A 25,680-nucleotide genomic window follows, 5' to 3' on the forward strand; every position below is an offset into this window, starting at 1 on the left:
TCACTGCCGTTACTGGCCCGAAACAAACGTAGGAGCGAGCCTTGCTCGCGATGCGCCGCGCGGGCGGCGCTCGATTTGCGCCCCCCACAAATCCCAAGCCAGCCCCAAGAGCAGCCCCACACCTCATGCCTGTTCGTCAGCCGGACGCGCCCCCTCCTGCACCAGCACCATACTCTGCGGCGAAGACAGGGAAATCCCTTCGTCACGCAAGCGGCCCAGGATGGTGAACAGCAGATCACTGCGCGTCCCCGACACCTGGCGCGGCCCCGCTACATAGCCACTGACCGCGATCACCATGCCGCTGGCCGTGAGATCCTTGAAGGTCACCGAACTGGCCGGCGCATCCAGAATCGACTCGTGCTCGCGATACGCCGCCAGCAACAACTCACGCACCCGATTGGCATCGGTCTCCAACGGCAGGGTCAGGCTGATGCCGACCACACCCAGGGCATTGCCCATGGTGACGTTACGCACGTTCTGCGAAATGAACTGCGAGTTGGGCACGATCACCGTCGAACGGTCAGACATCTGGATTTCGGTGGCGCGCACGTTGATACGGCGAATATCACCCTCGACCCCAGCCAAGCTGACCCAATCACCCACCTTGACCGGACGCTCGGTGAGTAGAATCAGGCCAGATATGAAGTTCTGCACGATCTGCTGCAAGCCGAAACCGATACCAACCGACAGGGCACTGACTACCCAGGTCAGGCTGGTCAGGTTGATGCGCAAGGTCGACATCACCAGCATGGCCAGGAACAGGAAGCCCAGGTAACCGACCAGGGTCACCAGGGACGCGCGCATGCCGGCATCCATGTCGGTCTCCGGCAGCAGGCGCTCGCTCAGCCAACGCTTGACCACGCGGATACCAAACAGGCCGCCGAAGAACATCACCAAGGCCAGCAGGATGTCTTGCGGCACGATGTTCAGGTTGCCCAGCACCTTGCCGCCCGTGCCATCCCAGTCGCCCAAGCTCAACAGCAGCTCGCCCGGGCTGGTGCCCGATGGCATCAGCGCCAGCAACAACGCCAGGAACAACAGCGCGGTGCGACCGATACCGGCCAGGATAGTGCTGGCCTGGGCCTGGTGACGCGGCGCAAGGCCCAGCGCCGAGGCCAGGGCCAGGCCGCCAGGCTGGCGTGGCGACAGCAAGGTTTCGCAGAGGTCTCCCAGGAATGTGGTCAGCAGGTAGGCGCAGGTGGCGACCACGCTGATCCACAGCAACTTGGCCGTGAGGAAATAGGCCAAGGTCAGGTAGCCGGCGAGCAGCGCCAACAGAATCAGCCCCACCCACACCACGATCACGAAGGGTATCAACCCGGCCAAGCCGGTCGGGCGCTCCAGCTCATGCTTGCGCAGGGTACGACGGTAGCGCAGCAGCGCTGCCGAGAAGATCAGCGCCACCACCAGCGCGGTCAGGCCGTTGGTGGCGACGGTCAGCGCCAGACTGGAGCCGATCACGCTGTTGATGCGCTCCTGGGTCAGCATCACCATCAGCGCCAGGGCCAGCAGCTTGGGGAACCAACCCAGGGCACTGGCGACTTCGTCGTGAATCGGCGGCAAGCGCCAGGACGGGCGCTGCAGCATCAACATGGCGCGGCCCAGTCCCGAAATGAAGGCGCTGAACACGACCAGGGTGAGAATATGATTGGTCAGGCTGGCCAGGTCCGCGCCCAGCTCGGCGCTGCTCTCAAGGCCCCAACGCAGCAGCGAGACGGAGCCTGCGATGGTGCCGAGGGTGGCCAGGCTCACACTCAAGGCCAACGCACTACGCCGCAGACGCCCTTCCGGCAACCAGCGGACCATGGCATCGGCAAGCAGACGTTCGAGTACGCGACGGACCAGCGTCCAGACCAGAATCGCAGCCACCAGACTGGTGATGAACAGCCAGCGATGCTCGGCGCTGAAGGCACTGGCCACCGCATCGGCCGCTTCGCTGCGCAGGTCGCGAAGGCGCAGTACGTCCTCTTCGGTGGGGCGGATCAGCGTTTGCCAGAAAGCCGGGCTCAGTGGGCTGGCAGCGCGACTGGTGACCTGCGAGTTGAACTGGCTGCGGCGCAGGTTGACGATCTGCGTGGACAGGTCACGGGCCGACTGGGTCAGCTTGGTGGCTTGCTCCTGCTCGGCGAGCACTGCCTTGTGCTCGGCTTCGAGCTGCTTGCGCTGCTGGGCAAGGCTCTGGGGTTCATCGGGTTGCGCGGGGCCGATGACCTTGAGCTGGTCGTCGAGTTTCTGCACATCGGTGGCCCGCTGAGAGCTCAGGACATCGGCTTGACGCTGGACCTGAATGGCCGCTTGGCGCAGCTGCGACAGCAAGTCATCGTTGGCGTTGCTGGTCACGCCCTGGCGAATGAAGTCGAGCCGTTCGTTCAATTGGTCAAGGCTGGCGTCTTCAGCCAACACCGGCAATTCACCGCCCGCCAGGTTCGAAACCGGCGTAGCCGGTGCCGACCAGGCTGGGGTGGCCAGCGCCAGCATCAGGGCGATTACGCCCAGGCAATAACGGGCAAGGCTTACACGCCTCATCGAAAATTCCTCTTCACAACGCGATTTGGCGGGGGATTCTACGCTGCTCCAGGCAATCAGGAGAGTGCCGTTTCTCGCGTCAACAACTGGACCTTGCGCTCCACTCCCCAGCGGTAGCCGCTGACATCACCGTCGCGGCGCACTACCCGATGGCACGGAATGGCCACCGCAATGCGGTTGGCGGCGCAGGCCTGCGCCACGGCGCGCATTGCCTTGGGCGCGCCAATGCGCTCGGCGATGTCGGTGTAGCTGACCCGGCTGCCCGCCGGAACTTCGCGCAGGGCCTGCCAGACCCGCTCCTGGAAGGCCGTGCCCTGGACGTCCAGGGGCAATGCCAGGCCGATGGAAGGGGCTTCGACGAACCCCACCACTTCAGCGACCAGTCGTTCGAATTCGCTGTCGCCGCCGATCAGGCTGGCCTTGGGGAACTGGTCCTGGAGCTCATGCAACAGCGCTTCGGGGTCGTCACCCAGCAAAATCGCGCAAATACCCTTCTCGCTTTGCGCCACCAGAATCGCCCCCAGTGAACATTCACCCAGCGCGAAGCGAATCGTCGCGCCAGCGCCGCCAGCCTTGTAGGCCTTGGGCAGCATGCCCAGGCGCTGCCCGGCGGTTTCGTAAAAGCGGCTGTTGGAGTTGTAGCCGGCCTCGTAGATGGCCTCGGTCACCGAGCGTTGCTCATCGCCCAGTTGCTCGCGCAAGGCGCGGGCACGAAATGCGGCGGCATAGGCCTTGGGAGTAAGGCCGGTCTCGGCCTTGAACAGGCGATGCAGGTGAAAAGGGCTGACGGCCAGTTGCGCGGCAAGCTGATCGAGGTTGGCGGCACTGTCGCCAGCTTCGATCAGGCGACAGGCCCGGGCGATCAGCTGGGTGCGCCGAGCCGCTGCAGCGTCATGGTCGACGCCGCAGCGGCGACAAGGTCGGTAGCCGGCCGCTTGAGCCGCTGCGGCATCGTCGAAGAACACGACATTCTCACGCTTGGCCATGCGCGATTTGCAACCAGGGCGGCAGTACACCTGGGTGGTGCGCACGGCATAGACGAAATCGTCGGCGGCTGCGCTGTCGCGGCTTTGAACGGCTTGCCAGCGTTGGGCATCGGTGATGTAAAGGCTCATGATTTCCTCTGTCTGTTCTTGCCTGCCGCTGGCTTTCAAGCCCGCCACAGGTACCACGCAGCTACCGTCCGATAGGGGCTCCAGGCGCCGCCGAGCGAGCGCAGCTGTGCGGGCGTCGGTGCCTTGTCCCAGCCTTTGAGCCGGCGGTAACCCTCGCGCACGCCGAAGTCGTCCACCGGCAGGATATCCGAGCGCTCCAGGCAGTAGATCAGCAACATTTCAACGGTCCAGCGCCCTACCCCACGCAAGGCGACCAGACGCTCGATCAACGCATCGTCGGTCAGGCTCAATGCTTCCTGCCGGTCAGGAATCACGCCGTCCATCCTGGCCTGTGCGATGCCATGGATGGTCGCCAGTTTGCTGGCAGAAAAACCGCATGCACGCATCGCCTCCGGCGTGGTCGCCAACAGTTGGCTCGGTTCCGGAAACGCCACATCGGGAAACAACGCCAGCAACCGCGCCAGAATCGCCTCAGCGGCGCGGGCATGCAGTTGCTGGTAGGCGATGGCCCGCACCAAGGCTTCATATGGCTCGCGTTCCGGTGTGGCCTGGTGCAAGCACGGGCCGGTGGCGGCAATGTGGCGTGCCCAGTCAGGGTCGAGCGATGCCAGGTAGTCGGTGGCCTCACTAAAGGCTTCGGGTGAAAGGTCGGCCAGAATCATTGGGGGCTCCAGAGGTCCGCTGCGGGTCCAGCTTAGTTCAACCGTCGATCAGGAAAACGCCGGATCTTGCGCGGCTAATTCCGGGACTGCCATTGCCCTGCGCCCAGATCCCCGCATAGAATTGAGAACCATTAACAGTCGCACCTCTTTCACGAGACCGGGCCTTCGTCACGATGCAGATGAACGACACGCTCAAGCCTACCGAGGTCGCGCTGCTCTATCAGTCGCACCATGCCTGGCTTCGCGGTTGGTTGCGCAGCCGGGTCGGTTGCCACGAACACGCCGCCGACCTGGCTCAGGACACCTTCGTGCGCCTGCTGCGTGCGCGCCAGGTTTCACCGCTCAAAGAACCCCGCGCCTACCTCAGCAGTATCGCCCGGGGCCTGATGATCGACCAGTTCCGACGCCGGGCATTGGAACGGGCCTACCTGGAAAGCCTGGCCACCCTGCCAGAGGCGGAAATACCCAGCGAAGAGCACCGGCTGGTCATCCTCGACACCCTCGAACGCCTCGACCGCGCTCTGCAGCAGCTCAAGCCCAGGGCGCGCCAGGCCTTCCTGTTGGCCCAGCTCGATGGCCTGAGCATTGCCCAGATCGCCCTGCGCCTGGACGTATCGCGTGCCACCGTCGAACGCGACCTGGCCAAGGCCCTGGGCGTTTGCTACCGGTTACGCTATGCCGACCTCTGACAGCACCCCGAATCAAGCCCAGGTCGACCAGGCCATCGACTGGCTGGTGCGTCTGCGCTTCGACACCCCCTCCCCGCGCACCCGGCAACGGTTCCAGCAGTGGTTGGCCAGCCATCCGCACAACGCCCATGCCTGGGAACGCGTCAGCCACCTCAGCGATGAACTGGCCGGGCTCCCCAGCGAACTGAGCCGCCGTACCCTGGAGGGCAGCCAGCGCATCAGCCGGCGCGACCACCTCAAGCTGCTGGCCGTTCTGGCGGTCGGTAGCAGCCTGGGCTGGGCCGCGCGCGAGCCCCTGGGCTTGCCGGCGCTGTTGGCCGACACCCACACCAGCACGGGCGAACGCCGTCAACTGCTGGGTAGCGATGGCAGCCGTATCCAGCTCAACACCGCCAGCGCCATCGACCTGCGCTACAGCGACACGCAGCGCGAACTGAAGCTGGTGCATGGTGAAGTCAGCCTGGCCTGCAACGCCAACGACAACCGTCCGTTCCTCCTCGGCACGCGGATCGGCGCCTTGTCCACCCGCGACGGGCACTTGCTGCTGCGGGAGAACGACCAAGGTGTATTGCTCGCCGTGCGCAGCGGCGAAGTGACGATGTTCCCCGATTCGAGCGCACCACGCCGGGTGCAGCCCGGCGAAGTGCTTCAGGTTGCTTCGGCGGCTAGCTACGCGCCGGCCACCCTGTATGCCGATCCGTGGGGCTGGACCGATGGCGTGCTGAGCGTGCAGCAGATGCCGCTTGGCGAGTTCGTCGCCGAACTGTCGCGCTATCGCCCTGGCTTGCTGCGCTGTGCGCCTGAGGTGGCGGGCCTGAAAGTGTCCGGCACCTATCAGTTGGCGGACACCGAGCGAATCCTGCTGCTACTGGCGCGCAGCCTGCCTGTGCGCGTCGTTTACCGCACGCGTTACTGGGTCAGCATCGGCGCCGTGTGAAAAAACTCAAAAAATAATGAGGTGGAATCTCATTCTCGTCCGGCCTGAAGGAACAAAAGCCCCAACAGTGGTCTGTGAAACCTTCAGGAGCCGTCCATGATTCACCCGTGTTCCCCTCGTAACGACAGGTTGCGCCATGCCGTGCGCGCCGCGGTGTTGGGCCTTGGCCTGGGCGCTGGCCTGGCCGCTTCGGTGACGGCATTGGCTGCACCGGCCAGCCAGCGCCAACAACTGGACTGGCGCATCGCGGCGGGCCCATTGGCACCGGCACTGGACCAACTGGCGCGCCAAGGCGGCCTGAACCTGTCGTTCGATGCGAACAGCCTGCAGGGAAAGACCACCCAAGGGGTGCAAGGCCGTCATGACGCCGCCCAAGCCCTGTCGATCCTGTTGCAGGGCAGTGATGTGCAAGTGCAGCAGGAAGGCGACAACAGTTTCCTGCTGATCCCGGCCATGGACGTGGGCGACGCGCTGGAGCTCGGTGCCACCAGCATTTCCAGCAATCGCCTGGGCGAGACCACCGAGAACACAGGCTCGTACACCACAGGCGCGGTCACCATCGGCAAGATCCCGCAGTCGTTGCGCCATACGCCGCAATCGGTGAGCGTGGTCACTCGCCAGCGGATCGACGACCAGAACATCACCAACCTGACCAACCTGCTGGAGCAGACTCCCGGCGTGGTGGTCAACTACACCGACAGCGAGCGGGTCCAGTATTTCTCCCGTGGTTTCCTGATCGATGCCATCCAGTACGATGGCGCCACCGTGGTGCAGAGCAGTGGCGGCGGCTCGTTCATCCAGAGCGATTCGGCCTTCATCGACCGTGCCGAAGTATTGCGCGGCGCCACCGGAATGCTGCGTGGCGCGGGTAACCCATCGGGGACCGTGAACCTGGTGCGCAAGCGCCCGACCCATGAGTTCCAGGCTTCCGGCACCGCCACCCTCGGCTCATGGAATGCCCAACGTTACGTCGCCGACATCTCCGGCCCGCTGACCGACACTGGCAACGTGCGTGGCCGAGTGATCGCCGTGCACGACGACCGCGACCTGTTCCAGGACTCGCGCATGGAGCGCAAGGAGGCCTTCGGCGGCTCCCTGGCCTTCGACCTCGATGACAGCACCACGCTGACCACCGGTTTCGAATGGACCAAGCTCGATGCCACCGGCGCCTGGGGCAACCTTCCCGCCGACTATGACGGCTCGCCCCTGCCACTGGGCCGCAGCACCTACCTGGGTGCCGACTGGAACCGCTGGGACCGCAGCAACCTCAACACCTACGCCGAACTCGAACACCATTTCGACAACGACTGGACGCTCAAGCTGATGGCGCTGCGCAGTCATTTCGAGCTGGATGACAATGGCTTCAAGCAAACCTACATGACGCGCGCGCCCGCTCGCTTGAACCCCACCAACAACCCTTACCTGATGCAGTACCAGGTGACCGAGGGCGATGGCGGCGAAAGCCTGCAAAACAACCTCAGCGCCACGCTCAACGGCCCGTTCGACCTGTTTGGCCGCACCCATGAGCTGATGCTCGGGGTCGAACGCATTCGCAACGACTCCTATGCCTCCGGGACCAATCGCGTGGTGTACTCCGACGTGGTCGATATTCGTGACTGGGACCCCAGGACCAGCCTCGACGAGCCGACCATCACCGATATCCCCCACCCGGTGCGCACCCGCACGACCCAGCAAGCCGTGCACGCCACCTGGCGCATTTCGCTGGCCGACCCGCTGACCGCCATCATCGGCGCGCGGGCCAACTGGTACGACTACGAGCAGGAGAACAATGCAGGCGCCAGCGGCAAGTTCAGCGTCGACGAAAAGATCGTGCCTTATGCCGCGCTGATCTACGACCTGAACGACAACTTCAGCGTCTATGCCAGCTACACCGAAATCTTCAACCCTCAGACGGTGGTGGACAAGAACAACAAGGTGCTCGACCCGATCGTCGGCGAAGCTTATGAAACAGGCATCAAGGGCGAGTTTTACGATGGCCGCCTGAACACCTCGCTGGCGTTCTTCCGGATCAACCAGGTGGGTACGCCCATCGACGACACGTCGGTCCCGATCGGCTGCAACGGCAGCACCGGCTACTGCAAGATCGCCTCTGGCAAGAGCCGCAGCGAGGGCATCGACCTGGAAATCTCCGGCGAAGTGCTGCCAGGCTGGCAAGTTACCGGGGGCTACACCTACAACACCACCGAATACGTGAAGAACACCGCCCAGACCAATGGCGACGCGATCCGCACCACCGACCCCGAGCATATGCTGCGCGTGTTCACCAGCTACCGCCTGCCAGGCACGCTCGATGCCTGGACCATCGGCGCCGGTGTGCAGGCACAAAGCGACATTTATTCGCAAAGCGGCAGCGCGAAGGCCACCCAGGCGGGTTATGCGGTGTACAACGGCCTGCTCAAGTACCGTATCAACGACAATTACTCGGTGCAGTTGAACGCCAACAACCTGTTCGACAAGCATTACTACCGCCAGATCGGCACTACCGCGACCGGCTACTACTGGGGCGACCCGCGCAACGTGTCGGTGACCTTGCGCGGAAGCTTCTGACCTGGCCTGCAAGACCTGATCGCTGACGCCTGCAGAACCTGCAGGCGCCGCCTTGCCGGCGACAGGTCCATCAATCAGCGAGCGCCCGCAGCTTCCCTGCCCGTCGGTACGACTGCCGGGCGAAGCACACGAACATACCGGCCATCAGCGCCAGCGCCATGGGCAAACCATGCGGTGCAACGTCCATCGCCGCGCCACTGACCAGCGGCCCGACCAGGCTACCGACACCCCACAGCAAGCCCACACTGGCATTGGCCGTCACCAGGTCCTGCCCCTTGAAGCGCTGCCCGATCAGCACCAGCGCCAGGGTGTAGATGCCCCCCGCCACCGCGCCCAGCAACACCAACAGCGGCCACAGCAACCAAGTCATCTGCAGCAACCACGGCAGCGCGATACCGATGGACATCGCCACCAGCCCACAGACCAGATGCAGCCCGGTACGCTCGACCCGGTCGGCAAGCCAGCCCAATGGCAGCTGGAAGACCATGTCGCCAGCGAACACCACCGTCACCATCAAGGCTGCCACGCCCACGGCAAAACCATGGCTGGTGGCATACACCGGCAGCAACGACAGCACCACGGCATCGAAGAACGAGAAGAACAGCACCGCCACGCACAGCGCCGGGGCGACGCGAAAGAAGCCGGCCAGGCCGAAGCTCTTCTCGCCTTCGTCGCCATGCTCGACGTGATCGTTGGGTACGGTGAGCAGAATGCACAGCAAGGCCAGGCCATAACAGGCGGTGACCACCCCGGTGATCCACGGGCTGTTGGCACCGATGATCGCCAGCATCGCCGGGCCCAGCACCTGGAATCCGGTGAAGCTGGTGGCGTACAGGGCCATGATCTTGCCGCGGTTGTGGTCCGGGCACAGTTCGTTGACCCACGACTCGCCCAGGATGATGGCGATGCCCATGCCGACACCCAGCCCCAGGCGCAGCAGCGCCAGCCACAGCATCGAGTCGAAGGCCCACTCCAGCAAGGCGATGCTCAGCGTGCACAGGCTGAAGCTGAGCAGGTAGATGACGCGACGGGTCAGGTGCCGGCAGCAGGCATCGACTAGGAACGCCGAGAGCATCATCCCCGCAGCGGGAATGGCCGAGATGATGCCGATCTCCAGGGTTCCGGCACCTGCTTCATGCAGGCGCAACGACACCAGCGGCAGGCTGGCCCCCAGGCTGAAGCCCACCACCGAAACGGCGAACAGAAGGCCCGCCAGCAAACGCATGTTCATGTACCACTCCTTGCAAACCGAAAAGACGCGCAAACGCAGGCGCCCAGGCGCACACCGGGACGGTGGACGACGCAGGGGCGCGGATCAGTTCAGTGCAGGGTGTGGCGAGAAGGTGAAGGCGAACAGCACACTGCGCCGACGCTTGAGCACCGTGTCGCTCGGCCACGCGCGACGCATGGCCTGAAAGGCAGGCGGGCGTGCATGAGGGAGGCTTTGGGTACGGCGCATTGCTGAGACTACTACGCAGGTGTGTCGAAAAAAGAGGCGGCACTCTAGGCCAAGGCGAGTTGGTTCGTCAAATACCCAGGTGGGAGAGGCCTTGTGTCGCGAAAGGGCTGCAACGCAGCCCCAGCGTTCTCAACGCTTACCGGTATTGGGCAAGAACACCGCCAACAACCCGAACAACGGCAGGTACGAGCACACGCCATACACATACTCGATACCGCGCAGGTCAGCCACATACCCCAGCAGCGCAGCGCCAATTCCACCGAAGCCAAACATCAGCCCGAAGAACACCCCGGCAATCATGCCCACGCTCCCCGGCACCAGTTCTTGGGCATACACCACGATGGCCGAGAACGCAGACGCCAGGATGAAACCGATCACCACACTCAGCACGGTGGTCCAGAACAGGTCGGCATAGGGCAACGCCAGCGTGAACGGCGCCACGCCCAGGATCGAGAACCAGATCACCGCCTTGCGCCCAATACGGTCGCCGATCGGCCCGCCAAAGAAGGTGCCAGCGGCCACCGCGCCAAGGAACAGGAACAGATGCAGCTGCGAGCTGGCCACCGACAGGTCGAATTTCTCGATCAAGTAGAAGGTGAAGTAGCTGGTGAAGCTGGCCATGTAGAAATACTTGGAGAACACCAGCAGGCCAAGCACGATCAGTGCCGCGATCACCCGCTGGCGCGAGATGCCATGGGCGGCCTGCACCGCCTTGCGCGCCTTGGCCTGACTGAGGTGGTCCTTGTACCAACGGCGCAGCATCAAGGTCACGCCGAAGAAGAACAGCCCCGCCAGGCCGAACCAGGCGACGTGACTCTGGCCGAAGGGAATGACGATGGCCGCTGCCAGCAACGGACCGAATGCAGAGCCTGCATTACCACCGACCTGGAAGGTCGACTGCGCCAGGCCGAAGCGTCCCCCCGAGGCCAGGCGGGCGATCCGCGAGGTTTCAGGGTGGAAGGTCGAGGAGCCGATACCTACCAGCGCCGAAGCCAGCAGAATCATCGGGAAGCTACCCACGAACGCCAGCATGACGATGCCCACCAGGGTACACAGTGTGCCCATCGGCAGCAGATTCGGCGTCGGCCTGCGGTCGGTGAAGAAGCCTACCCAAGGTTGCAGCAACGACGCGGTGATCTGGAACGTCAGGGTGATCAGGCCAATCTGCGCGAAGCTGAGGTCGTAATTGGCCTTGAGCATCGGGTAGATCGCCGGCAGTACCGACTGGATCAGGTCGTTGATCAGGTGCGCCAGGGCACAGAAGGCGATGATGCGCATCACCAGCGGATTGGCGTGGGAAGCCGAGCCGCTGGCAGAGGCGGTTGAGGCGCTGCTGGTGGCCATGAACTGGTGTCTCCGTCGGCAGGTTGGGATCCGATTATCAGGAAACGAATAGATACATAGCTACCTTTTTATCACCCTATCGGCGCACGCTTGTAAATGGTTCTCAATATATTTAGCATCCTCACGCTCTATCCCTGTATTCGTTGGGCGAACCCGCCCTCTTCGTGAACTGATCGACACCATGAGCCCGATGCCAGCCCAGCAGACCCAGCGCGAGGCCCAGCAACAAGCGCTGGAGTGGTTCTCGCGCATGCGCCAGCCTGGCTGCGACGACATCGAGCGCCGCGAATTCGCTGCCTGGTGCCAAGACCCGCTCAACGCCCATGCCTATGCCGAACTCGAGGCCCTCTGGCAGCACCTGCAACCACCACAGGTTCGCCCGCGCCCCCTGCCGGCGAAGCCCCGTCGCAGTCACCTGGGCAAAGCGATGGCGCTGTTGTGCCTGTTACTGGCCGGCGCCCTGGTCTACCTGTACTGGCCGTTGATGCAACGCTGGGGCAGCGAACTGCATACCGAGGCCGGCGAACGGCGCAGTGTGCGCCTGGCCGACGGTTCGACCCTGCACCTGGACAGCGCCAGTGCGATGAACGTCGACCTGCGCAGCCGTACCCGCCAACTGCAGCTGGTGCAGGGCCAGGTCTACCTGGAAGTGATGCTCGATGGCCGGGCCATGGACCTGCAGGTCGATGACGCGCGCATCCAAGTGTTCGGCAGCCGCCTGATGGTGGCGCGCCGCGCGGACCACGACGAAGTGGTGGTGATCAACGGCAAGGCCATGGTCATTCAGGGAGGGGACCAACGAATGGTCTCTTCGGGCGAGCGCGTGACCTTCAACCAGGCACGCATCGACACGGTGCAGAAGGTCGACATCGACCGCGCTACAGCCTGGCGCAGTGGGGCTTTGCGCGTCACCGACATGCCGCTGGGCCAGGTACTGGAACGTCTGGCCGGCTACCAGGGTAGGCGCGTGTGGTTGATGGACCAGCAGGCCGCCTATCGGCGCATCAGCGGCGACTTCAGCCTCGACCGTGCGCAAGACAGCCTGGACAAACTCGCCGCCGCGCAGCGATTGACGCTCAACGGCCTGCTTGGCCACTGGCTGATCGTCCGCTGAAACCGGGCTTTGCGGCTAAGTTTTTGAAAGCGTGCAAATTTTTTTTGAAATGAGTGTTGACACAGGGTCATCACAAGGGAATAATGCGCGCCATCGGCTACATAGCTCAGTTGGTTAGAGCATAGCATTCATAATGCTGGGGTCCGGGGTTCAAGTCCCTGTGTAGCCACCAAACAAGTGAAAGGGCTTACCGCAAGGTAAGCCCTTTTTCTTTGCCCGCGACACATCTCCCCGCTCAGCGCACACCGCTGATTGCAACCGCCAGCCCCAGCCCGATCAGCGCTACACCTATCATTCGGTCGACCATCCGCTGACGCTCGATCATCGCCCTGCGCAAACCTTCACTGGAAAAGAACACCGCCACCAGACTGAACCAAGCCCAGTGGGCGAACGACATGAACGCGCCGTAGGCAAAATCCAACTGCAATGCACTGCCCGGTTTCACCACCTGGGTATAGGCGCTGATCACAAACAGCAGGGTCTTGGGGTTGAAGGCGTTGGTCAGAAAACCAGTGCGCATGGCCTGCAGCATACCCGCACGACTGCTGCCACCTTCAAGACGGATCCGGCGGGTGTTGGTCAACGACTGGTAACCCAGGTAGATCAGGTACCCCGCCCCCAGCACCTTCATCCCCATGAACAGCGTTGGGCTGCGGCTGATGATCACCGCGATTCCCAGCACCGTGTACAGCACATGCACCTGTACGCCCAGGGCGATACCCAAGGCGGCGGCCAAGCCCGCCTTGCGGCCCTGTGCATAACTAGTGCGCGTGACCATGGCGAAATCAGCGCCAGGGCTGATGACTGCCAACACGGTGAACACGGCGATAGCGACCAATTCATTCACGGAACAACTCCTCGATAAGCGATGAAAATGCACGGATGCGCGATTATCGAGGCCTGATGCCCTGGCGAAAAATCGATTTATAGTGAAGGAAATCTGATAGTTTTCCTGTCAGATTTTTATGGCCTTTCATGAGCAACCGTCCTTCTACGGGGTCAGCGCCAACCTTATGAAGGGTGATGCATACGCCAAGGCGCAGGAATGGATAACGACCCTTCGATGAAACTGCCCCCACTCAATGCATTGCGTTACTTCGACATCGCCGCCGAAACCGAAAACTTCGTGCGCGCCGCCGAACGCCTGCATGTCACCCATGGCGCCGTCAGCCGCCAAGTACGCCTGCTGGAGGAAAGCCTGGGCATCGAGCTGTTCGAACGGCGCAACCGGGCCATCTTCCTCACACCTGCAGGCCGCGCGCTGCACGGCACCACCCAAGCCATCTTCGAGCAGCTCGAAGGCGCGGTGCAGCGCCTGCGGCAGCAGGAAAGCAACAACGTACTGGTGCTGTCCTGCGAGCCCACCATTGCCATGCGCTGGCTGATCCCACGCCTGCCCCGCTTCCACGCCGCCCACCCCGACCTGCAACTGCACCTGGTGGCAGCGGGCGGCCTGCCGGACTTCACTCGCGGGGGCATCGACCTGGCCTTGCGCCGCGACGACTTCCACTGGGACCACACGCTGCACAGCCTGAAAATCTGCGAGGAATGGATCGGCCCGGTAGGCCACCCCACCACTGCTGACAACCAGCGCCTGCTGCACAGCGGCACTCGCCCCAGCGCCTGGCCGACCTGGCTGCGCCTGAGCGGCCAGCGGCTCGGGCACACCGAGCGCAGTGACTACGAACATTTCTACCTGTCGATCCAGGCCGCCAGCGCAGGCCTGGGCCTAGCCATCGCCTCAGCCCTGATGGTGCAAGACGAACTGGAAAGCGGGCAGCTGAAAGCCCCCTTCGGCTTTCTGCGCGACGGCTCTGCCTATCACCTGCTCAGCCCCCATCCGCTCAACGCTGGCGGTAAACGCCAGCGCTTCGCCCAATGGGTGGCCGATGAGTGCCAGCGCGGCCTGACTCAACTGGGCTTGATGCAGAACGACGAACCGGCACCACCATCCCCACCCCAGGTGCGATAGCCTGCGGTGTCGATGTGGATACGCCCCGTCGGATAGCGCCCCAGGCCCATGTTCCAAGCCTGGCCATGCTGTTGCCAGAAGCGGCATAGCGGCTGGGGATCAGCCCAGCGCGGCAAGAGGATGTCGACCGCGAACGCACGGGTATGCGCACTGCCCACAGCGCCACCCGCACAGGCATTGAGGCCTGGCTCGCGGTAGGCCGAGACCACCTCGTACTGACGCAGGATGCCTTGCTGGTCGAGGGTCTTGAGCAGCGACAAGGTGGAGCGCACCGCCGGCCAGTGACTGATTGGCGGCACGGCGAAAGGCGACGCCCGGCATACCCGCCAGTCCGAGGCCGAGCGCAGCAACTGCGCGATCGGCACCACACCGTACAATCGGGCATCGACCAGCATCTCGCGAAACGGTCGGGTCTGATGATCCCCCGCCCATTGCGCGAACATCCACACGTCCCGCTCATCGGCCTGTGCCACGCCGCCCGCCATCGCCGCCATCAACACCCAACCTGCCCTTCTCATCGCCACGCTCCCTGCCCCAGTATTAGCACCGGCCGCCGGATCGGGCGGCAATGACAAGGAGTTAAGCATGCACAAGATTGCCTTATCGAGCCTCGCCGTCGTCGCCTTCAGCAGCCTGGCCCTGGCTGACGCGCATATCGACCTGGGCGATAGCCAGCGCGTCACCCGATTGTTCGCCTACCCCAACAACTGCAACGTGGTGTGCTACCGCAACTGGTCGCTGGAACAGACCGTCGAGCACTACCTGACCCAGAGCGTGCGCCGCGACGGCTATGCCGATGCAGGGGTGCACGTCAGTCGCGACAACGACAGGCTGTACGCCACTATCAGCAAGGTGCCCGCCAACTACGTCGCGCCACTGCGCCAGCTGCTCGACAGTGGTGAGCTGGCCTACGATGGCGCCACACAATTGAACAAGGACGGCAAATGGTCCTACGACTGGTACCTGTTCCTGCCGCTGGGCATGGCCCTGCAGAACCGTCGCAGCATCGAGCTGCTGCACTTCCCGCCTGACTATTCGCTGACCCAGGCCCAGGACTACCTGCGTTCGAACACCACCGACCGCTGGGCCGAACTGCTGACGTTCAACGGCGTCGCTACCAGCCAGACCCCGGCCTACCAGACCATCATCGACATCGCACCCATCGCCGCCCCCGCCAGCGCTGGCGAGTCATTGAAGGACACCTATAGCTACTTCAAGGACTACCAGGTCCGCATGGTCCGCGAGATGACCCTGCAAAACCCCGCCAAACCCCTGCCGATGGTCGCCTTCGGCGCCCCGGTGCGCAGCTGGATCCAGCAGCAGTACGGACCGCAGGTCGGCGTACTGGGCCTGGTCGGCATCAGCCCGCAAAAGGGCACGACGGTGCCGGTGCTGGGGGCCAACCACCCCAGTGCGATCTGGTATGCGGCGGACAAGGCCAGCCATGGTGGCGATCAGGATGCAGCCGATACGGCCGGGCTGAAAATGATGGGGCAGGACCTGACGGCGGCCTGCTGGCAGGCCGGGATGGGGCGCAACCCGGCGGCAGAGCCGAAACTGACACTCGAGGCCTGTGCCACCAAGTGGCAAGTCACGCAGAAGAAACAGACGTGCGAGCTGTTCTTCCGCACCGTACGCAAGTACACGCCGGAACAAGCAGCGGCGAAATGCAACAGCGCGGCGGTGACCCGATCGCTTCGGGACCTGAGCAAGCCCGTCGAGGCGCTGCCTCCAGCGCTGTGATCGACATACCGGCCTCTTCGCGGCGCGAGCCCGCGCCCCCAGGCTTCACGCCACGATCGAGGCCGGCTCAGGCCTGACCCAGGCTCACTCTTCGAGCAGGGTACAGGCCATCACCAGGGCATCTTCGCGCCCACCGGCGATCGGGTAGTAGTCACGTCGGCGGCCAATCTCGTTGAAGCCATAGCGCTCGTACAAGCGATAGGCCGACTGGTTGCTGGCCCGCACCTCCAGGAAACACTCCCGGCCATTGAGCTGGTAGGCACGTGCCATCAGGTGCTCCAGCAGGCGCAGCCCCAGGCCACGGCCCTGGTTCTCCGGCTTGACGGTAATGTTGAGCAGGTGCGCTTCGTCGATGATCACATTGATCACGCCATGGCCGACCTGCTGCTGGCCATCGAACATCAGCCAGACTTCGTACGACTTGAGCGCATCCTGAAAGATCCCACGGGTCCAGGGATGACTGAACGCTGCATATTCGATTTTAAGCACGGCATCCAGATCCGCCTCGGTCATCAGGCGGAAGCTGATCGAGTCACTCATTCAACGCTCTTCCAGCGCGCCATCAGCTGGCGCATCGCTTTCCAGACGTCCGCCTTGCGTTGCGGCTCGTCCATCAACAGTTCAAGGCCCGGCAACGCCCAGGCATCGCCCAGGCCTTCGACCTTCAGTACTTGGTAATACGCATCGGCGTCGGCATTGGCGGCAAAACGCAGCGCCGGCATGCCGACCAGCCAGAGGCAGGCGCCCGGCACTTCTTCGAGGCGCGCCTGGAGGAAGCCCTGGACGAAGTCCCGAGCGGCATCCGGGCCCTGATCCATGTTGCCGCGCACCAGCAGCGGCCAGCGTACCGGCTCGCCGATGATCTGCGGCGCATCGGGCAGACCGGCGGCACGCAGCATGTCCTTGAGCAGCAGGTAGGACGGATCGCGGCTCTGGAACGGTTGGCCGGTGGCCAACTCGATCAACAGCAGGCAACCGCCAGCGCGCAGCAACTGCAGCGAGAATCGTGGCGGCGGCACCGGAGCCGGACGTGGCGCCGGGGCGGCCTCTCCGGCCTCCACCGCCTTGGCGACAGGTTTGGGCGCACTGCCCGGCCGCGGAATTTCGATCTTCGGCCGCTCGACGGAACGGGCCTGGGGCGCAACCGGCGTCTCGCTGGCGACAGGCGCGGATGGCCTGGCTTCGAACTCGAGCGCCTCCACCGGCACCTGTGGCAATAACAGCTCTGGGCGCGACGGTGCGGCGAACGGCAGTTCGGCACGCGGCAGCCAGTGCACCACTTGCATGGCGGAGAGGTAGGCGCGGCGGCGGGGTTCGGTCAGCAAGGCACGGGTATCCGGGTCGAAACAGTGGGCCATTCTAACGTTGTTGGCAGGCATGCGCTGCAACTGGTCAGCGGATTTTTGTCGCCTGACCAGGGCCATCGCAGGTAAACCCGCGGCCACAGGTTTCCCCTGCATTTCGACTAGGCCGCAACACCTGCAGGCGCCGGCGTGCCGGCGAACTGGCCAGTGAAACCCCCAGAAAAGCCAGGGTTATCCCTCATTACAGACCAAGGGGTGAAATCCTCCCCCAAGGATGCAGTACAATCGCCCCCTTTTATTTGGCAACGAGTCGACGCCAATGATCGAACCCAAGCGCGTCCTGCGCGCCCTAGCCGAACACTGGGCCTTGATCGAGCCGCTGTGCGAGCGTTTCGACCAGGGCACCCTGAGCCTGGTCGAACTGCGCCAACAGCTGGCCCGCCAGCAGGTCGAGAGCACCCCGCAGGACATCACCCAGCTGCTCGACGTGTGGATCCGCCTGGATATCCTGGTCCCGGTGGCCAAGAGCCCGAACCGCTTCGAGCTCAACGCCCAGATCCACGACTTCCTCGCCTACCTGCGCCGCGAGCACCGCCTGGGCCTGTGCCTGGAGATCGAGGCTTACCTGCGCCACCTCGAACGCCTGGCCGGACATATCCAGGACGCTTTCGACAACCGCGACAGCGATGACCTGGCGCGCCAGTTGCGCCTGCTCGACATGCGCGTGCGTGACGTCCTCAAGAAGCTCGACAACGACGAACAGGCCCTGGTGGCCGTGGCCGAGCGGGCCAAGACCAGCAACCGCCAGATCCCGCTGCGCCAGCGCTATGCCGAGGTCCTGGCGACCTGGGACGAGTACGTCGAGCCAATGATCCAGTTGGTCAACGCCGACGGTGCCTTCGAACAGGGCGTGCGCAAGGTCGAGACCGTGCTGCTGAAACTGCTCGGCGAGCAAGCCCGCCTCGGTCACCTGGTCGACGACGACATGCTGCTGCGCACCCATGCGCGCATTCTGGAAATGCAGACCAGCGCCCAGCTGACGCTGCGTCATGCCCGCGAATTGCTGCTGCCGCTGCGCGAAGAAGCACGTCGGCACAACGCCGTGACCCGTGGCGCGGCCCTGGCGCTGTCGGTGATCCGCCGCAAGGGCATCGACGCCGTGCCCCACGCCGCCATGCCACTGTTCACCCGGCCGCAGAGCACTTTCCTGGGCAGCGCCAGCCAGGTCGAAGCGTATGTCTACGCCCTGGCCCGTTTCGAGCCCAAGCCGGCGCGCTTCCCCAAGGCGCACAAGACCCAGAAAGGCCCGCTGCCGCGCGCGCCACGCACGGTCAAGGAAATGCTCGAACGCTGCGAAGACGCCCTGCCGCTGCCCGACCTGATGGTCTGGTTGTTGGAGCAGGAGCCCGAAGGCGCCACCGACGAATTGCTGTACTGGTTCTCGCGCCTGTCGCGGGAAAAACGCTTCAAGCGTGAGCGCCTGGAACGGCGCGAGTACACCACCCAAGAACACCTGGTCAGCCTGCGCTCGTTCGCCCTGACATCCAGCCGCGAACCATCGCCTGAAACCAACGCGAGCCCAGCCAATGCATCTTGATCTTTCCGAACTGTCCCAGCTCGCGCCGATCTTCCGCGAGCTGTTCAAGGGCTTCCACGTCAGCCGCCGTGACCCTGAAATGTACGGCCAGCTGTCGAACTTCCAGGACCAGTACCGCACCCTGTTCAAGGCCCTGGGCTTCGAGCTGGTGTGCGACACCCGTGGTTTCTACTACTTCGTCCCCGAGCAGGCCGCCGCGCAGGTCAACAAGACTGCCCAGCGCTTGTCGCTGTTCACCTTCATCCTGGTCGAGCACCTGGCTGACCAGGGCCGCGACCCGATGGCCGTGCTTGACGGTGGCAGCATCGGTCGTGACGAACTGCCCTCGCTGCTGGACAAGTACCGCGACCTGTTCCTGCAGGCCGAAGTGCAGACCGTCGACGAGCTGGAAGAAAAGATCATGCGCCGCATGACCCAGCTTGGCTTCGCCCACGAGGAAGGCGGTATCTACCGCTTCCTGCCGCCCATGCACCGTTTCCTCGACGTGTGCCTGTCGGTCCAGCAGGACCGCGACCTGGCGGCCAGTCTGCACAGCGACTTGCCACTGCCGACGCCGGTGCTGGTCGAGGAAGAGAGCCCGGAAGCACTCAACCGCACCGACGACCCGCTGGATCTGGCGCCGTTCGACGACGAGGAAAGCGAGGAACAGGCCCTTGCCCGGGCCATCCGCGAAGAGCAACAGGAGAATGAAGCATGAGCCAGGAACGCTACGGCATCCGCCGCTTCGCACTGCTCAACACCGCCGGCTACAGCCTCGGCCTGTTCCCGCTGGAACACCCGCTGTCGGTCTACGGTGCCAACAACCTGGGTAAATCAGCGTCGATCAACGCGCTGCAGTTCCCGATCCTGGCGCGCATGTCGGACATGAGCTTCGGCAAGTACAGCCTCGAACAGTCGCGTCGCTTCTACTTCGCCAGCGACACCTCGTATATCCTCTGCGAACTGAACCTGCCCCATGGCCCCCACGTGATCGGCGTGGTCGGCCGGGGCCCGGGCGGCGGCTTCGGCCACCAGTTCTTCGCCTACAAGGGCGAGCTGGACCTGGCCCATTACCAGAAGAACGACACCTGCCTGCGCCAGAAAGAGCTGTTCACCAACCTCGAGCGTCTGGGCCTGAAGGCCTACGAGCTTAAGCCGGACGAACTGCGCCGGCTGCTGGTCGGTGGCCACACCTCGGTACCGCTGGACCTGACCCTGATTCCGCTGCGCTCGACCAGCGAGCAGAGCCTGAAAACCTTCCGCGCACTGTTCATCAACCTGCTGCACATGCGTGAAATCACTGCCGCCAAGCTCAAGCAGCTGTTCCTCGATGCTTTCGAGCACAGCCTGCGCTCAGGCAGCGTCGACTACATCGCCGCTTGCGAAGAGGCGTTCCGCGATGTGCGCCGTATGGAGCAGGACTACAACGCGCTGGTCGCGGCCGGCCCACTGGTCGAAGCCCTGGCCGGCGGCGTGGCCCAGCGCGACATCCTGCGCGGCAAGCTGCACCGCCTCTCGCCCCTGCTCGACAACCTGCTGGGCACCTGGCAGGACTACGCCATGGCGCGCAAGGAAGAGCTGGTCATCCAGGCCGAGCACTACCGCAGCGAGCAGGACAGCCTGCAGAACGACCAGCGCAGCGGCACCCAGGAATTGATGCGCCTGGAGCGCGAGATCACCGGTATCCAGCGTTGGCTCGGTGAGCTGTCGGTGCTCAAGCACCGCTTTGCCCTGGTCGATGACGTCAAGGTCCTGGAACAGCAGCTGCTGGCGGCCAAGGACGCCCACGACGAGCTGGCCGGTGCCCTGGCCCAGTCGCGCCAGTTCTCCGCCGAAGACCTCGACGAGCGGGTGCGTGACCTGGAAAAACGCCTGAAGCAGGTCAAGCAGCAGCTCGAGCACGCCGACAACAACAGCTACGCCCGCCTGCGCGAGGAGTTCTCGCAGCAGGATGTCGACCGCCTGATGCGCCTGTTCAACGGCGCGCTGTTCAGCCTGCCGCTGGGCGAGCGCGGCATCGAGCTGGACGACAGCAACCTGTGGGTGAAGTCCCTCGAAGCCGTGCTCGATGGCTTCAAGGGCGAGCGTTTCGAGGCCCCTGGCCTGTCCATCGACCTCTCCCACATCGAACCGCCAGCCCTACAGGCCCTGGCCGACCGCGCCGCCCTGCGCGACCAGAAGGACCGACTGGAGCGTGAGCTCAAGCAGCTCAAGACCCAGCAGGCCGTCGCCGCCGACCGCTTGGCTTCGAAAGCCCAGACCGAAGCCCTGTACCAGCAGGTGCTGGATGCCCAGAAAGCCCTGGAAGACTTCCGCCGCACCGAGACGCTGAGCGCCGAAGAGCCCGAGAAGATGGAGCAGTTGGCGCAACTGGAAGCCGCCCAGGACGAACTCAAGCGCTCCAGCGACGCCTTCACCGAACGCGTCCAGCAGCTGTCGGCCAAGCTGCAACTGGTCGGCCGCCAGATCGCCGACCTCGAAGCCAAGCAGCGCACCCTGGAAGACGCCCTGCGCCGCCGCCAACTGCTGCCCGCCGACCTGCCCTACGGCACGCCGTTCATGGAAGCGGTCGACGACTCCATGGACAACCTGCTGCCGTTGCTCAACGACTACCAGGACAGCTGGCAGAGCCTGCAGCGCGTCGACAACCAGATCGAGGCGCTGTACGCCCAGGTTCGCCTCAAGGGCGTGGCCAAGTTCGACAGCGAAGACGACATGGAGCGCCGCCTGCAACTGCTGGTGAACGCTTACGCGCACCGCACCGACGAAGCCCTGACCCTGGCCAAGGCACGCCGCGCCGCAGTCACCGACATTGCCCGGACCCTGCGCAACATTCGCAGCGACTACGACAGCCTCGAGCACCAGCTGGCTTTGTTCAACCGCGAGATCAACCGCCGCCAGGTCTCCAACCTGGAGAGCTTCCGCGTGGTGCTGGCGCCGAACAAGGAAGCGCTCAAGCACATCGACCAGATCATCCACAGCGCCGGCCAGTACGAGGAGGGCGAGACTCTGTCGGTGTTCGACCTGACCCAAAGCGCCGAGCAGGATCACAAGAACGAAGAGGCCAAGGAGTACCTGGCGCGGTTGGTGGCGGCCAACCACAACCAGCTGGGCCTGAAAGACCTGTTCGAGCTGGCCTTCGAGATCACCAAGGTCAACAGCCAGCCAGTGATCCATGCCGACATCGACGGCGCCGCCTCCAACGGCACCACCATGACCATCAAGGCGCTGACCAACATGTACCTGTTGCTGCACCTGATGGACCGTGACCTGGCCGGCCGCATTCGCCTGCCCTACTACCTCGACGAGGCAGCGGACATCGACGAACGCAACCAGGCCGCGCTGCTGGAGACCAGCCTGCAGCTGGGCTTCGTGCCGATTCTGGCGAGCGTGAAGCCGCAGGTATCGGCGCGAGTTGCGATCGACCTGGAAGGTGGCAGCGGGCCGAATGGCATCTACATCGACGAGGCGGACTGGAAGTTCATCAGCCGTCTGGATGTGGAAAAGGCGATCGTGCGTGAGGATCAGGCCGAAGAGTTGGCCTGATTCGGTGTGACGGGGCCGCTTTGCGGCCCCTACGCGGGTTTTGCACACGCCCCAACGGCAGTGGAGTGCGTGCAGGAGCGGGTTTACCCGCGATGGAGGCCAAAGGCCTCCCAACTACATCAATGCGCCCAAGGCAGGATCGGGATCGCCGTCACCGCATTCTGCGGGCTGCCTTCGATCATGCGGTCGCTGTACACCAGATACACCAGCGTATTGCGCTTCTTGTCCAGGAAGCGCACCACCTGCATGGTCTTGAACACGAGCGAAGTGCGCTCCTTGAACACCTCCTCGCCATCCTTCAACTCCCCTTTGAAGTTGATCGGCCCAACCTGGCGGCAGGCAATCGAAGCTTCCGCCCGATCCTCGGCCAGCCCCAAACCACCCTTCACACCGCCTGTCTTGGCACGCGAGAGGTAACAGGTCACCCCCTCGACCTTAGGATCGTCGAACGCCTCGACCACGATACGATCGTTCGGCCCAAGGAACTTGAACACAGTGGACACCTGGCCGATTTCCTCGGCGCCGGCGAGCACGGGCAGCGCCAGCGCCGCCACGGCTACAAACCGCTTGAGCAATCTCATACCAGCACCAGGTTGTCGCGGTGCACCAGTTCGGGCTCGGCAATATAGCCAAGCACGGCTTCGATGGCGTCGGACGGCTGGCCAATGATCTTCTGGGCCTCCAGTGCACTGTAGTTGGCCAAGCCACGGGCGACTTCAACACCATCCGGGCCGACACAGACCACCATCTCGCCACGGCGGAAGCTGCCCTGCACGGTCTTCACGCCCACCGGCAGCAGGCTCTTGTTGGCCTCGCGCAGCGCCTGCACGGCGCCTGCGTCGAGTACCAGCGTGCCGCGCGTCTGCAGGTGGCCGGCCAGCCACTGCTTGCGCGCGGCGAGCATGCCGCGCTCAGGTGACAGCAGCGTGCCCAGGCGTTCACCGGCCTTCAGACGGTCGAGCACGCGCTCGATGCGCCCACCGATGATGATGGTGTGCGCGCCAGAACGGGCCGCCAGGCGCGCGGCGCGCAGCTTGGTCTGCATGCCCCCACGGCCCAGGGCACCACCGGTACCCCCGGCCACGGCATCGAGCGACGGGTCATCGGCGCGGGCCTCGTAAATCAGTTGCGCCTCGGGGTTGTTGCGGGGGTCGGCGTCGAACATGCCGTCGCGGTCGGTGAGGATCACCAGCAAGTCGGCCTCCACCAGGTTGGCCACCAACGCCGCCAGGGTGTCGTTGTCGCCAAAACGGATCTCGTCGGTGACCACCGTGTCGTTTTCGTTGATCACCGGTACCACGCCCAGGTCGACCAGGGTGCGCAAGGTGCTACGGGCGTTCAGGTAACGCTTGCGGTCGGACAGGTCGTCATGGGTCAGGAGAATCTGCGCGGTGTGCTTGCCGTGCTCGCCGAAGCTCGACTCCCAGGCTTGTACCAGGCGCATCTGGCCGATGGAGGCCGCGGCCTGCAGCTCGTTCATCGCGCTCGGTCGCGAGGTCCAGCCAAGCTGGCTCATGCCGGCAGCCACGGCCCCGGAGGAGACCAATACCAACTCCACGCCCGCTTCGCGCAGCGCCACCATCTGCTCGACCCAGACAGCCATGGCGCCGCGGTCGAGGCCCTTGCCATCGGCCGTCAGCAGCGCACTGCCGATCTTCACGACCCAGCGCTTGGCGCCTGTCACCTTGCTTCGCATCTTCTCTTCCAACCTATGTCGAATCTGTAGATACCGTAGATACCAAAACGCCGCTTGAAAAAGCGGCGTTTAGTGTACTGCAACCGGTCAGTCGCGCACGTAAATGATTTCCGGACCGTCTTCGTCGTCCTCGAAATCATCATCCCAATCGTCATCGTCGCCGATGTCGTGCACGCTCTTGACGCCGGTGCGACGCAGGGTACGGGCGTCGTCCAGGGCCTGCAGCTGAGCACGGGCTTCGTCTTCGATACGCTGATCGAGGTCGGCCAACTCTTCGGCGTAGGCCGGGTCGTTCGCCAGGCGATCGGCGCGCTCTTCGAGGTAGCGCATCAGGTCGTGGCTGAGCTGCTCGGTACCCTGCTTGGCGATGGCCGAGATCATGTAGACCGGCCCCTCCCATTGCAGGCGCTCGATCACGGCCTTGGCCCGCTCGTCGCGCTCGTCGTCCATCAGCATGTCGCACTTGTTCAGCACCAGCCAACGCTCGCGCTCGATCAGCGACGGGCTGAATTGCGCCAGCTCGTTGATGATGACTTCGGCAGCATCGGCAGGGTCGCTGTTGTCCAGCGGTGCCAGGTCGACCAGGTGCAGCAGCACGCGGGTACGGGCCAGGTGCTTGAGGAAGCGGATACCCAGGCCAGCACCGTCGGAGGCACCTTCGATCAGACCGGGGATGTCGGCGATGACGAAGCTCTTCCAACGGTCGACGCTGACCACGCCCAGGTTCGGCACCAGGGTGGTGAACGGGTAGTCGGCGACTTTCGGCTTGGCGGCCGAAACCGAGCGAATGAAGGTGCTCTTGCCAGCGTTTGGCAAACCGAGCAGGCCAACGTCGGCCAGCACTTTGAGCTCCATCTTCAGGTCACGTTGCTCGCCCGGCTTGCCCGGCGTGGTCTGGCGTGGCGCACGGTTGGTGCTGGACTTGAAACGGGTATTGCCCAGGCCATGCCAGCCGCCCTGGGCGACCATCAACTTCTGGCCCGGAGCGATCAGGTCACCGATCACTTCCTGGGTCGAGGCGTCGATCACGGTGGTGCCGACCGGCACCCGCAGGATCAGGTCATCGCCCTTCTTGCCGGTGCAGTCGGTGCTGCCACCGTTGGAGCCGCGCTGGGCTTCGTGGTGACGGGTATAACGGTAGTCGACCAGGGTGTTGAGGTTTTCGTCAGCCACCATGTAGACCGAACCGCCATCGCCACCGTCGCCGCCGTTGGGGCCGCCGTTCTCGATGAATTTCTCGCGGCGGAAGCTCATGCAACCGTTACCGCCGTCACCGGCCTTGACCCGAATGGATACTTCGTCAACAAACTTCATTCAAAACCGCCTCTCGTCGGACGACGAGCTGAATACTAAAAAACCTGAGGCTCTTGCAAAAATGAGCGCGGCGGCCCCGTACGACCGTAGAAACCAACGCCGGCAGCCCATACAA

The 25,680-nt window shown here is 64.0% G+C and carries 22 protein-coding genes and 1 tRNA gene; 10 read left to right on the top strand and 13 right to left on the bottom strand.

What is annotated here, in order from left to right:
- Positions 1-123 precede the first annotated feature (123 nt).
- From H620_RS0116055 to H620_RS0116065, 3 genes are read right to left on the bottom strand one after another with little or no spacing between them, the layout of a single operon-like run.
- On the bottom strand, positions 124-2,526 hold the full coding sequence (locus H620_RS0116055; RefSeq protein ID WP_023382373.1) for a DUF3772 domain-containing protein: 2,403 nt from the start codon (positions 2,524-2,526) through the stop codon (positions 124-126).
- 56 nt (positions 2,527-2,582) lie between these two features.
- Positions 2,583-3,641, bottom strand: coding sequence for a bifunctional DNA-binding transcriptional regulator/O6-methylguanine-DNA methyltransferase Ada (gene ada, locus H620_RS0116060; protein WP_023382374.1), 1,059 nt, complete (start codon positions 3,639-3,641; stop codon positions 2,583-2,585).
- A gap of 35 nt (positions 3,642-3,676) precedes the next feature.
- Positions 3,677-4,303, bottom strand: coding sequence for a DNA-3-methyladenine glycosylase family protein (locus H620_RS0116065; RefSeq protein WP_023382375.1), 627 nt, complete (start codon positions 4,301-4,303; stop codon positions 3,677-3,679).
- A gap of 173 nt (positions 4,304-4,476) precedes the next feature.
- Between H620_RS0116065 and H620_RS0116070 the strand changes: the two genes are divergently transcribed.
- From H620_RS0116070 to H620_RS0116080, 3 genes are all read left to right on the top strand, one after another.
- Positions 4,477-4,992 (top strand): sigma-70 family RNA polymerase sigma factor, encoded by a 516-nt coding sequence (locus tag H620_RS0116070; protein ID WP_023382376.1) that lies wholly within the window; start codon positions 4,477-4,479, stop codon positions 4,990-4,992.
- Positions 4,979-5,929: a DUF4880 domain-containing protein gene (locus H620_RS0116075; protein ID WP_023382377.1), complete on the top strand. Its 951-nt coding sequence runs from the start codon at positions 4,979-4,981 to the stop codon at positions 5,927-5,929. The genes H620_RS0116070 and H620_RS0116075 overlap by 14 nt, the downstream gene beginning before the upstream one ends.
- A 96-nt stretch (positions 5,930-6,025) precedes the next feature.
- On the top strand, positions 6,026-8,497 hold the full coding sequence (locus tag H620_RS0116080; protein WP_027907635.1) for a TonB-dependent siderophore receptor: 2,472 nt from the start codon (positions 6,026-6,028) through the stop codon (positions 8,495-8,497).
- A gap of 70 nt (positions 8,498-8,567) precedes the next feature.
- On the opposite strand, the gene H620_RS0116085 is transcribed toward H620_RS0116080, so the two are convergent.
- The 3 genes from H620_RS0116085 to H620_RS0116095 all read right to left on the bottom strand — a co-directional run bounded on the left by H620_RS0116085 (position 8,568) and on the right by H620_RS0116095 (position 11,300).
- A complete protein-coding gene (locus H620_RS0116085; RefSeq protein WP_023382379.1) occupies positions 8,568-9,728 on the bottom strand; it encodes an MFS transporter in 1,161 nt (386 codons plus the stop codon).
- 84 nt (positions 9,729-9,812) lie between these two features.
- Positions 9,813-9,956, bottom strand: coding sequence for a hypothetical protein (locus H620_RS27210; RefSeq protein ID WP_167332800.1), 144 nt, complete (start codon positions 9,954-9,956; stop codon positions 9,813-9,815).
- Positions 9,957-10,085: 129 nt separating this feature from the next.
- Positions 10,086-11,300 (bottom strand): MFS transporter, encoded by a 1,215-nt coding sequence (locus tag H620_RS0116095; protein ID WP_023382381.1) that lies wholly within the window; start codon positions 11,298-11,300, stop codon positions 10,086-10,088.
- Positions 11,301-11,481: 181 nt separating this feature from the next.
- On the opposite strand from H620_RS0116095, the gene H620_RS0116100 reads away from it, so the two are divergent.
- Both H620_RS0116100 and H620_RS0116105 read left to right on the top strand, forming a co-directional pair.
- Positions 11,482-12,414, top strand: a complete 933-nt coding sequence (locus tag H620_RS0116100) for a FecR family protein (protein ID WP_027907636.1) — start codon at positions 11,482-11,484, stop codon at positions 12,412-12,414.
- 95 nt (positions 12,415-12,509) lie between these two features.
- Positions 12,510-12,586, top strand: a tRNA-Met gene (locus H620_RS0116105).
- Positions 12,587-12,649: 63 nt separating this feature from the next.
- Here H620_RS0116105 and H620_RS0116110 read toward each other — a convergent pair.
- Positions 12,650-13,261 carry a LysE family translocator gene (locus H620_RS0116110; protein WP_027907637.1) on the bottom strand — a complete coding sequence of 204 codons (612 nt, stop codon included), beginning with the start codon at positions 13,259-13,261 and terminating at the stop codon, positions 12,650-12,652.
- Positions 13,262-13,477: 216 nt separating this feature from the next.
- On the opposite strand from H620_RS0116110, the gene H620_RS0116120 reads away from it, so the two are divergent.
- Positions 13,478-14,386 (top strand): LysR substrate-binding domain-containing protein, encoded by a 909-nt coding sequence (locus H620_RS0116120; protein WP_023382384.1) that lies wholly within the window; start codon positions 13,478-13,480, stop codon positions 14,384-14,386.
- Here H620_RS0116120 and H620_RS0116125 read toward each other — a convergent pair.
- Complete coding sequence (locus H620_RS0116125; RefSeq protein ID WP_027907638.1) at positions 14,326-14,904, bottom strand: D-Ala-D-Ala carboxypeptidase family metallohydrolase; 579 nt, start codon at positions 14,902-14,904, stop codon at positions 14,326-14,328. The genes H620_RS0116120 and H620_RS0116125 overlap by 61 nt on opposite strands.
- Positions 14,905-14,971: 67 nt before the next feature.
- On the opposite strand from H620_RS0116125, the gene H620_RS0116130 reads away from it, so the two are divergent.
- Positions 14,972-16,129, top strand: a complete 1,158-nt coding sequence (locus tag H620_RS0116130; protein ID WP_027907639.1) for a hypothetical protein — start codon at positions 14,972-14,974, stop codon at positions 16,127-16,129.
- 84 nt (positions 16,130-16,213) lie between these two features.
- Here H620_RS0116130 and rimI read toward each other — a convergent pair whose 3' ends face one another.
- Both rimI and H620_RS0116140 read right to left on the bottom strand, forming a co-directional pair.
- Positions 16,214-16,669 (bottom strand): ribosomal protein S18-alanine N-acetyltransferase, encoded by a 456-nt coding sequence (rimI, locus tag H620_RS0116135; protein WP_023382387.1) that lies wholly within the window; start codon positions 16,667-16,669, stop codon positions 16,214-16,216.
- Complete coding sequence (locus tag H620_RS0116140; protein WP_027907640.1) at positions 16,666-17,454, bottom strand: hypothetical protein; 789 nt, start codon at positions 17,452-17,454, stop codon at positions 16,666-16,668. Before H620_RS0116140 ends, rimI begins: the two co-directional genes overlap by 4 nt.
- 298 nt (positions 17,455-17,752) lie before the next feature.
- Between H620_RS0116140 and mksB the strand changes: the two genes are divergently transcribed.
- From mksB to mksF, 3 genes are read left to right on the top strand one after another with little or no spacing between them, the layout of a single operon-like run.
- The gene (gene mksB / locus H620_RS0116145; RefSeq protein ID WP_023382389.1) at positions 17,753-19,030 is read left to right on the top strand and encodes an Mks condensin complex protein MksB; all 1,278 of its coding nucleotides are present in this window, start codon (positions 17,753-17,755) and stop codon (positions 19,028-19,030) included.
- Positions 19,020-19,727 carry an Mks condensin complex protein MksE gene (gene mksE, locus H620_RS0116150; protein WP_023382390.1) on the top strand — a complete coding sequence of 236 codons (708 nt, stop codon included), beginning with the start codon at positions 19,020-19,022 and terminating at the stop codon, positions 19,725-19,727. The genes mksB and mksE overlap by 11 nt, the downstream gene beginning before the upstream one ends.
- The gene (mksF, locus tag H620_RS0116155; protein ID WP_027907641.1) at positions 19,724-22,555 is read left to right on the top strand and encodes an Mks condensin complex protein MksF; all 2,832 of its coding nucleotides are present in this window, start codon (positions 19,724-19,726) and stop codon (positions 22,553-22,555) included. Before mksE ends, mksF begins: the two co-directional genes overlap by 4 nt.
- A gap of 119 nt (positions 22,556-22,674) precedes the next feature.
- Here mksF and H620_RS0116160 read toward each other — a convergent pair whose 3' ends face one another.
- The 3 genes from H620_RS0116160 to cgtA form a co-directional block, all read right to left on the bottom strand.
- The gene (locus tag H620_RS0116160; protein WP_023382392.1) at positions 22,675-23,136 is read right to left on the bottom strand and encodes a CreA family protein; all 462 of its coding nucleotides are present in this window, start codon (positions 23,134-23,136) and stop codon (positions 22,675-22,677) included.
- Positions 23,133-24,251, bottom strand: a complete 1,119-nt coding sequence (gene proB, locus H620_RS0116165; protein WP_023382393.1) for a glutamate 5-kinase — start codon at positions 24,249-24,251, stop codon at positions 23,133-23,135. The genes H620_RS0116160 and proB overlap by 4 nt, the downstream gene beginning before the upstream one ends.
- An 87-nt stretch (positions 24,252-24,338) precedes the next feature.
- A complete protein-coding gene (cgtA, locus tag H620_RS0116170; protein ID WP_023382394.1) occupies positions 24,339-25,565 on the bottom strand; it encodes an Obg family GTPase CgtA in 1,227 nt (408 codons plus the stop codon).
- Between the last annotated feature and the right edge of the window lie 115 nt (positions 25,566-25,680).

This window comes from Pseudomonas taiwanensis DSM 21245, from assembly GCF_000425785.1.
Classification (GTDB): Bacteria; Pseudomonadota; Gammaproteobacteria; order Pseudomonadales; family Pseudomonadaceae; genus Aquipseudomonas; species Aquipseudomonas taiwanensis.

Bases quoted from the DNA above. Each gene is read 5' to 3' on its own strand.
- H620_RS0116055 (WP_023382373.1), bottom strand. From the start codon at position 2,526: ATGAGGCGTGTAAGCCTTGCCCGTTATTGCCTGGGCGTAATCGCCCTG.
- ada (WP_023382374.1), bottom strand. From the start codon at position 3,641: ATGAGCCTTTACATCACCGATGCCCAACGCTGGCAAGCCGTTCAAAGC.
- H620_RS0116065 (WP_023382375.1), bottom strand. From the start codon at position 4,303: ATGATTCTGGCCGACCTTTCACCCGAAGCCTTTAGTGAGGCCACCGAC.
- H620_RS0116070 (WP_023382376.1), top strand. From the start codon at position 4,477: ATGCAGATGAACGACACGCTCAAGCCTACCGAGGTCGCGCTGCTCTAT.
- H620_RS0116075 (WP_023382377.1), top strand. From the start codon at position 4,979: ATGCCGACCTCTGACAGCACCCCGAATCAAGCCCAGGTCGACCAGGCC.
- H620_RS0116080 (WP_027907635.1), top strand. From the start codon at position 6,026: ATGATTCACCCGTGTTCCCCTCGTAACGACAGGTTGCGCCATGCCGTG.
- H620_RS0116085 (WP_023382379.1), bottom strand. From the start codon at position 9,728: ATGAACATGCGTTTGCTGGCGGGCCTTCTGTTCGCCGTTTCGGTGGTG.
- H620_RS27210 (WP_167332800.1), bottom strand. From the start codon at position 9,956: ATGCGCCGTACCCAAAGCCTCCCTCATGCACGCCCGCCTGCCTTTCAG.
- H620_RS0116095 (WP_023382381.1), bottom strand. From the start codon at position 11,300: ATGGCCACCAGCAGCGCCTCAACCGCCTCTGCCAGCGGCTCGGCTTCC.
- H620_RS0116100 (WP_027907636.1), top strand. From the start codon at position 11,482: ATGAGCCCGATGCCAGCCCAGCAGACCCAGCGCGAGGCCCAGCAACAA.
- H620_RS0116120 (WP_023382384.1), top strand. From the start codon at position 13,478: ATGAAACTGCCCCCACTCAATGCATTGCGTTACTTCGACATCGCCGCC.
- H620_RS0116125 (WP_027907638.1), bottom strand. From the start codon at position 14,904: ATGAGAAGGGCAGGTTGGGTGTTGATGGCGGCGATGGCGGGCGGCGTG.
- H620_RS0116130 (WP_027907639.1), top strand. From the start codon at position 14,972: ATGCACAAGATTGCCTTATCGAGCCTCGCCGTCGTCGCCTTCAGCAGC.
- rimI (WP_023382387.1), bottom strand. From the start codon at position 16,669: ATGAGTGACTCGATCAGCTTCCGCCTGATGACCGAGGCGGATCTGGAT.
- mksB (WP_023382389.1), top strand. From the start codon at position 17,753: ATGATCGAACCCAAGCGCGTCCTGCGCGCCCTAGCCGAACACTGGGCC.
- mksE (WP_023382390.1), top strand. From the start codon at position 19,020: ATGCATCTTGATCTTTCCGAACTGTCCCAGCTCGCGCCGATCTTCCGC.
- mksF (WP_027907641.1), top strand. From the start codon at position 19,724: ATGAGCCAGGAACGCTACGGCATCCGCCGCTTCGCACTGCTCAACACC.
- H620_RS0116160 (WP_023382392.1), bottom strand. From the start codon at position 23,136: ATGAGATTGCTCAAGCGGTTTGTAGCCGTGGCGGCGCTGGCGCTGCCC.
- proB (WP_023382393.1), bottom strand. From the start codon at position 24,251: ATGCGAAGCAAGGTGACAGGCGCCAAGCGCTGGGTCGTGAAGATCGGC.
- cgtA (WP_023382394.1), bottom strand. From the start codon at position 25,565: ATGAAGTTTGTTGACGAAGTATCCATTCGGGTCAAGGCCGGTGACGGC.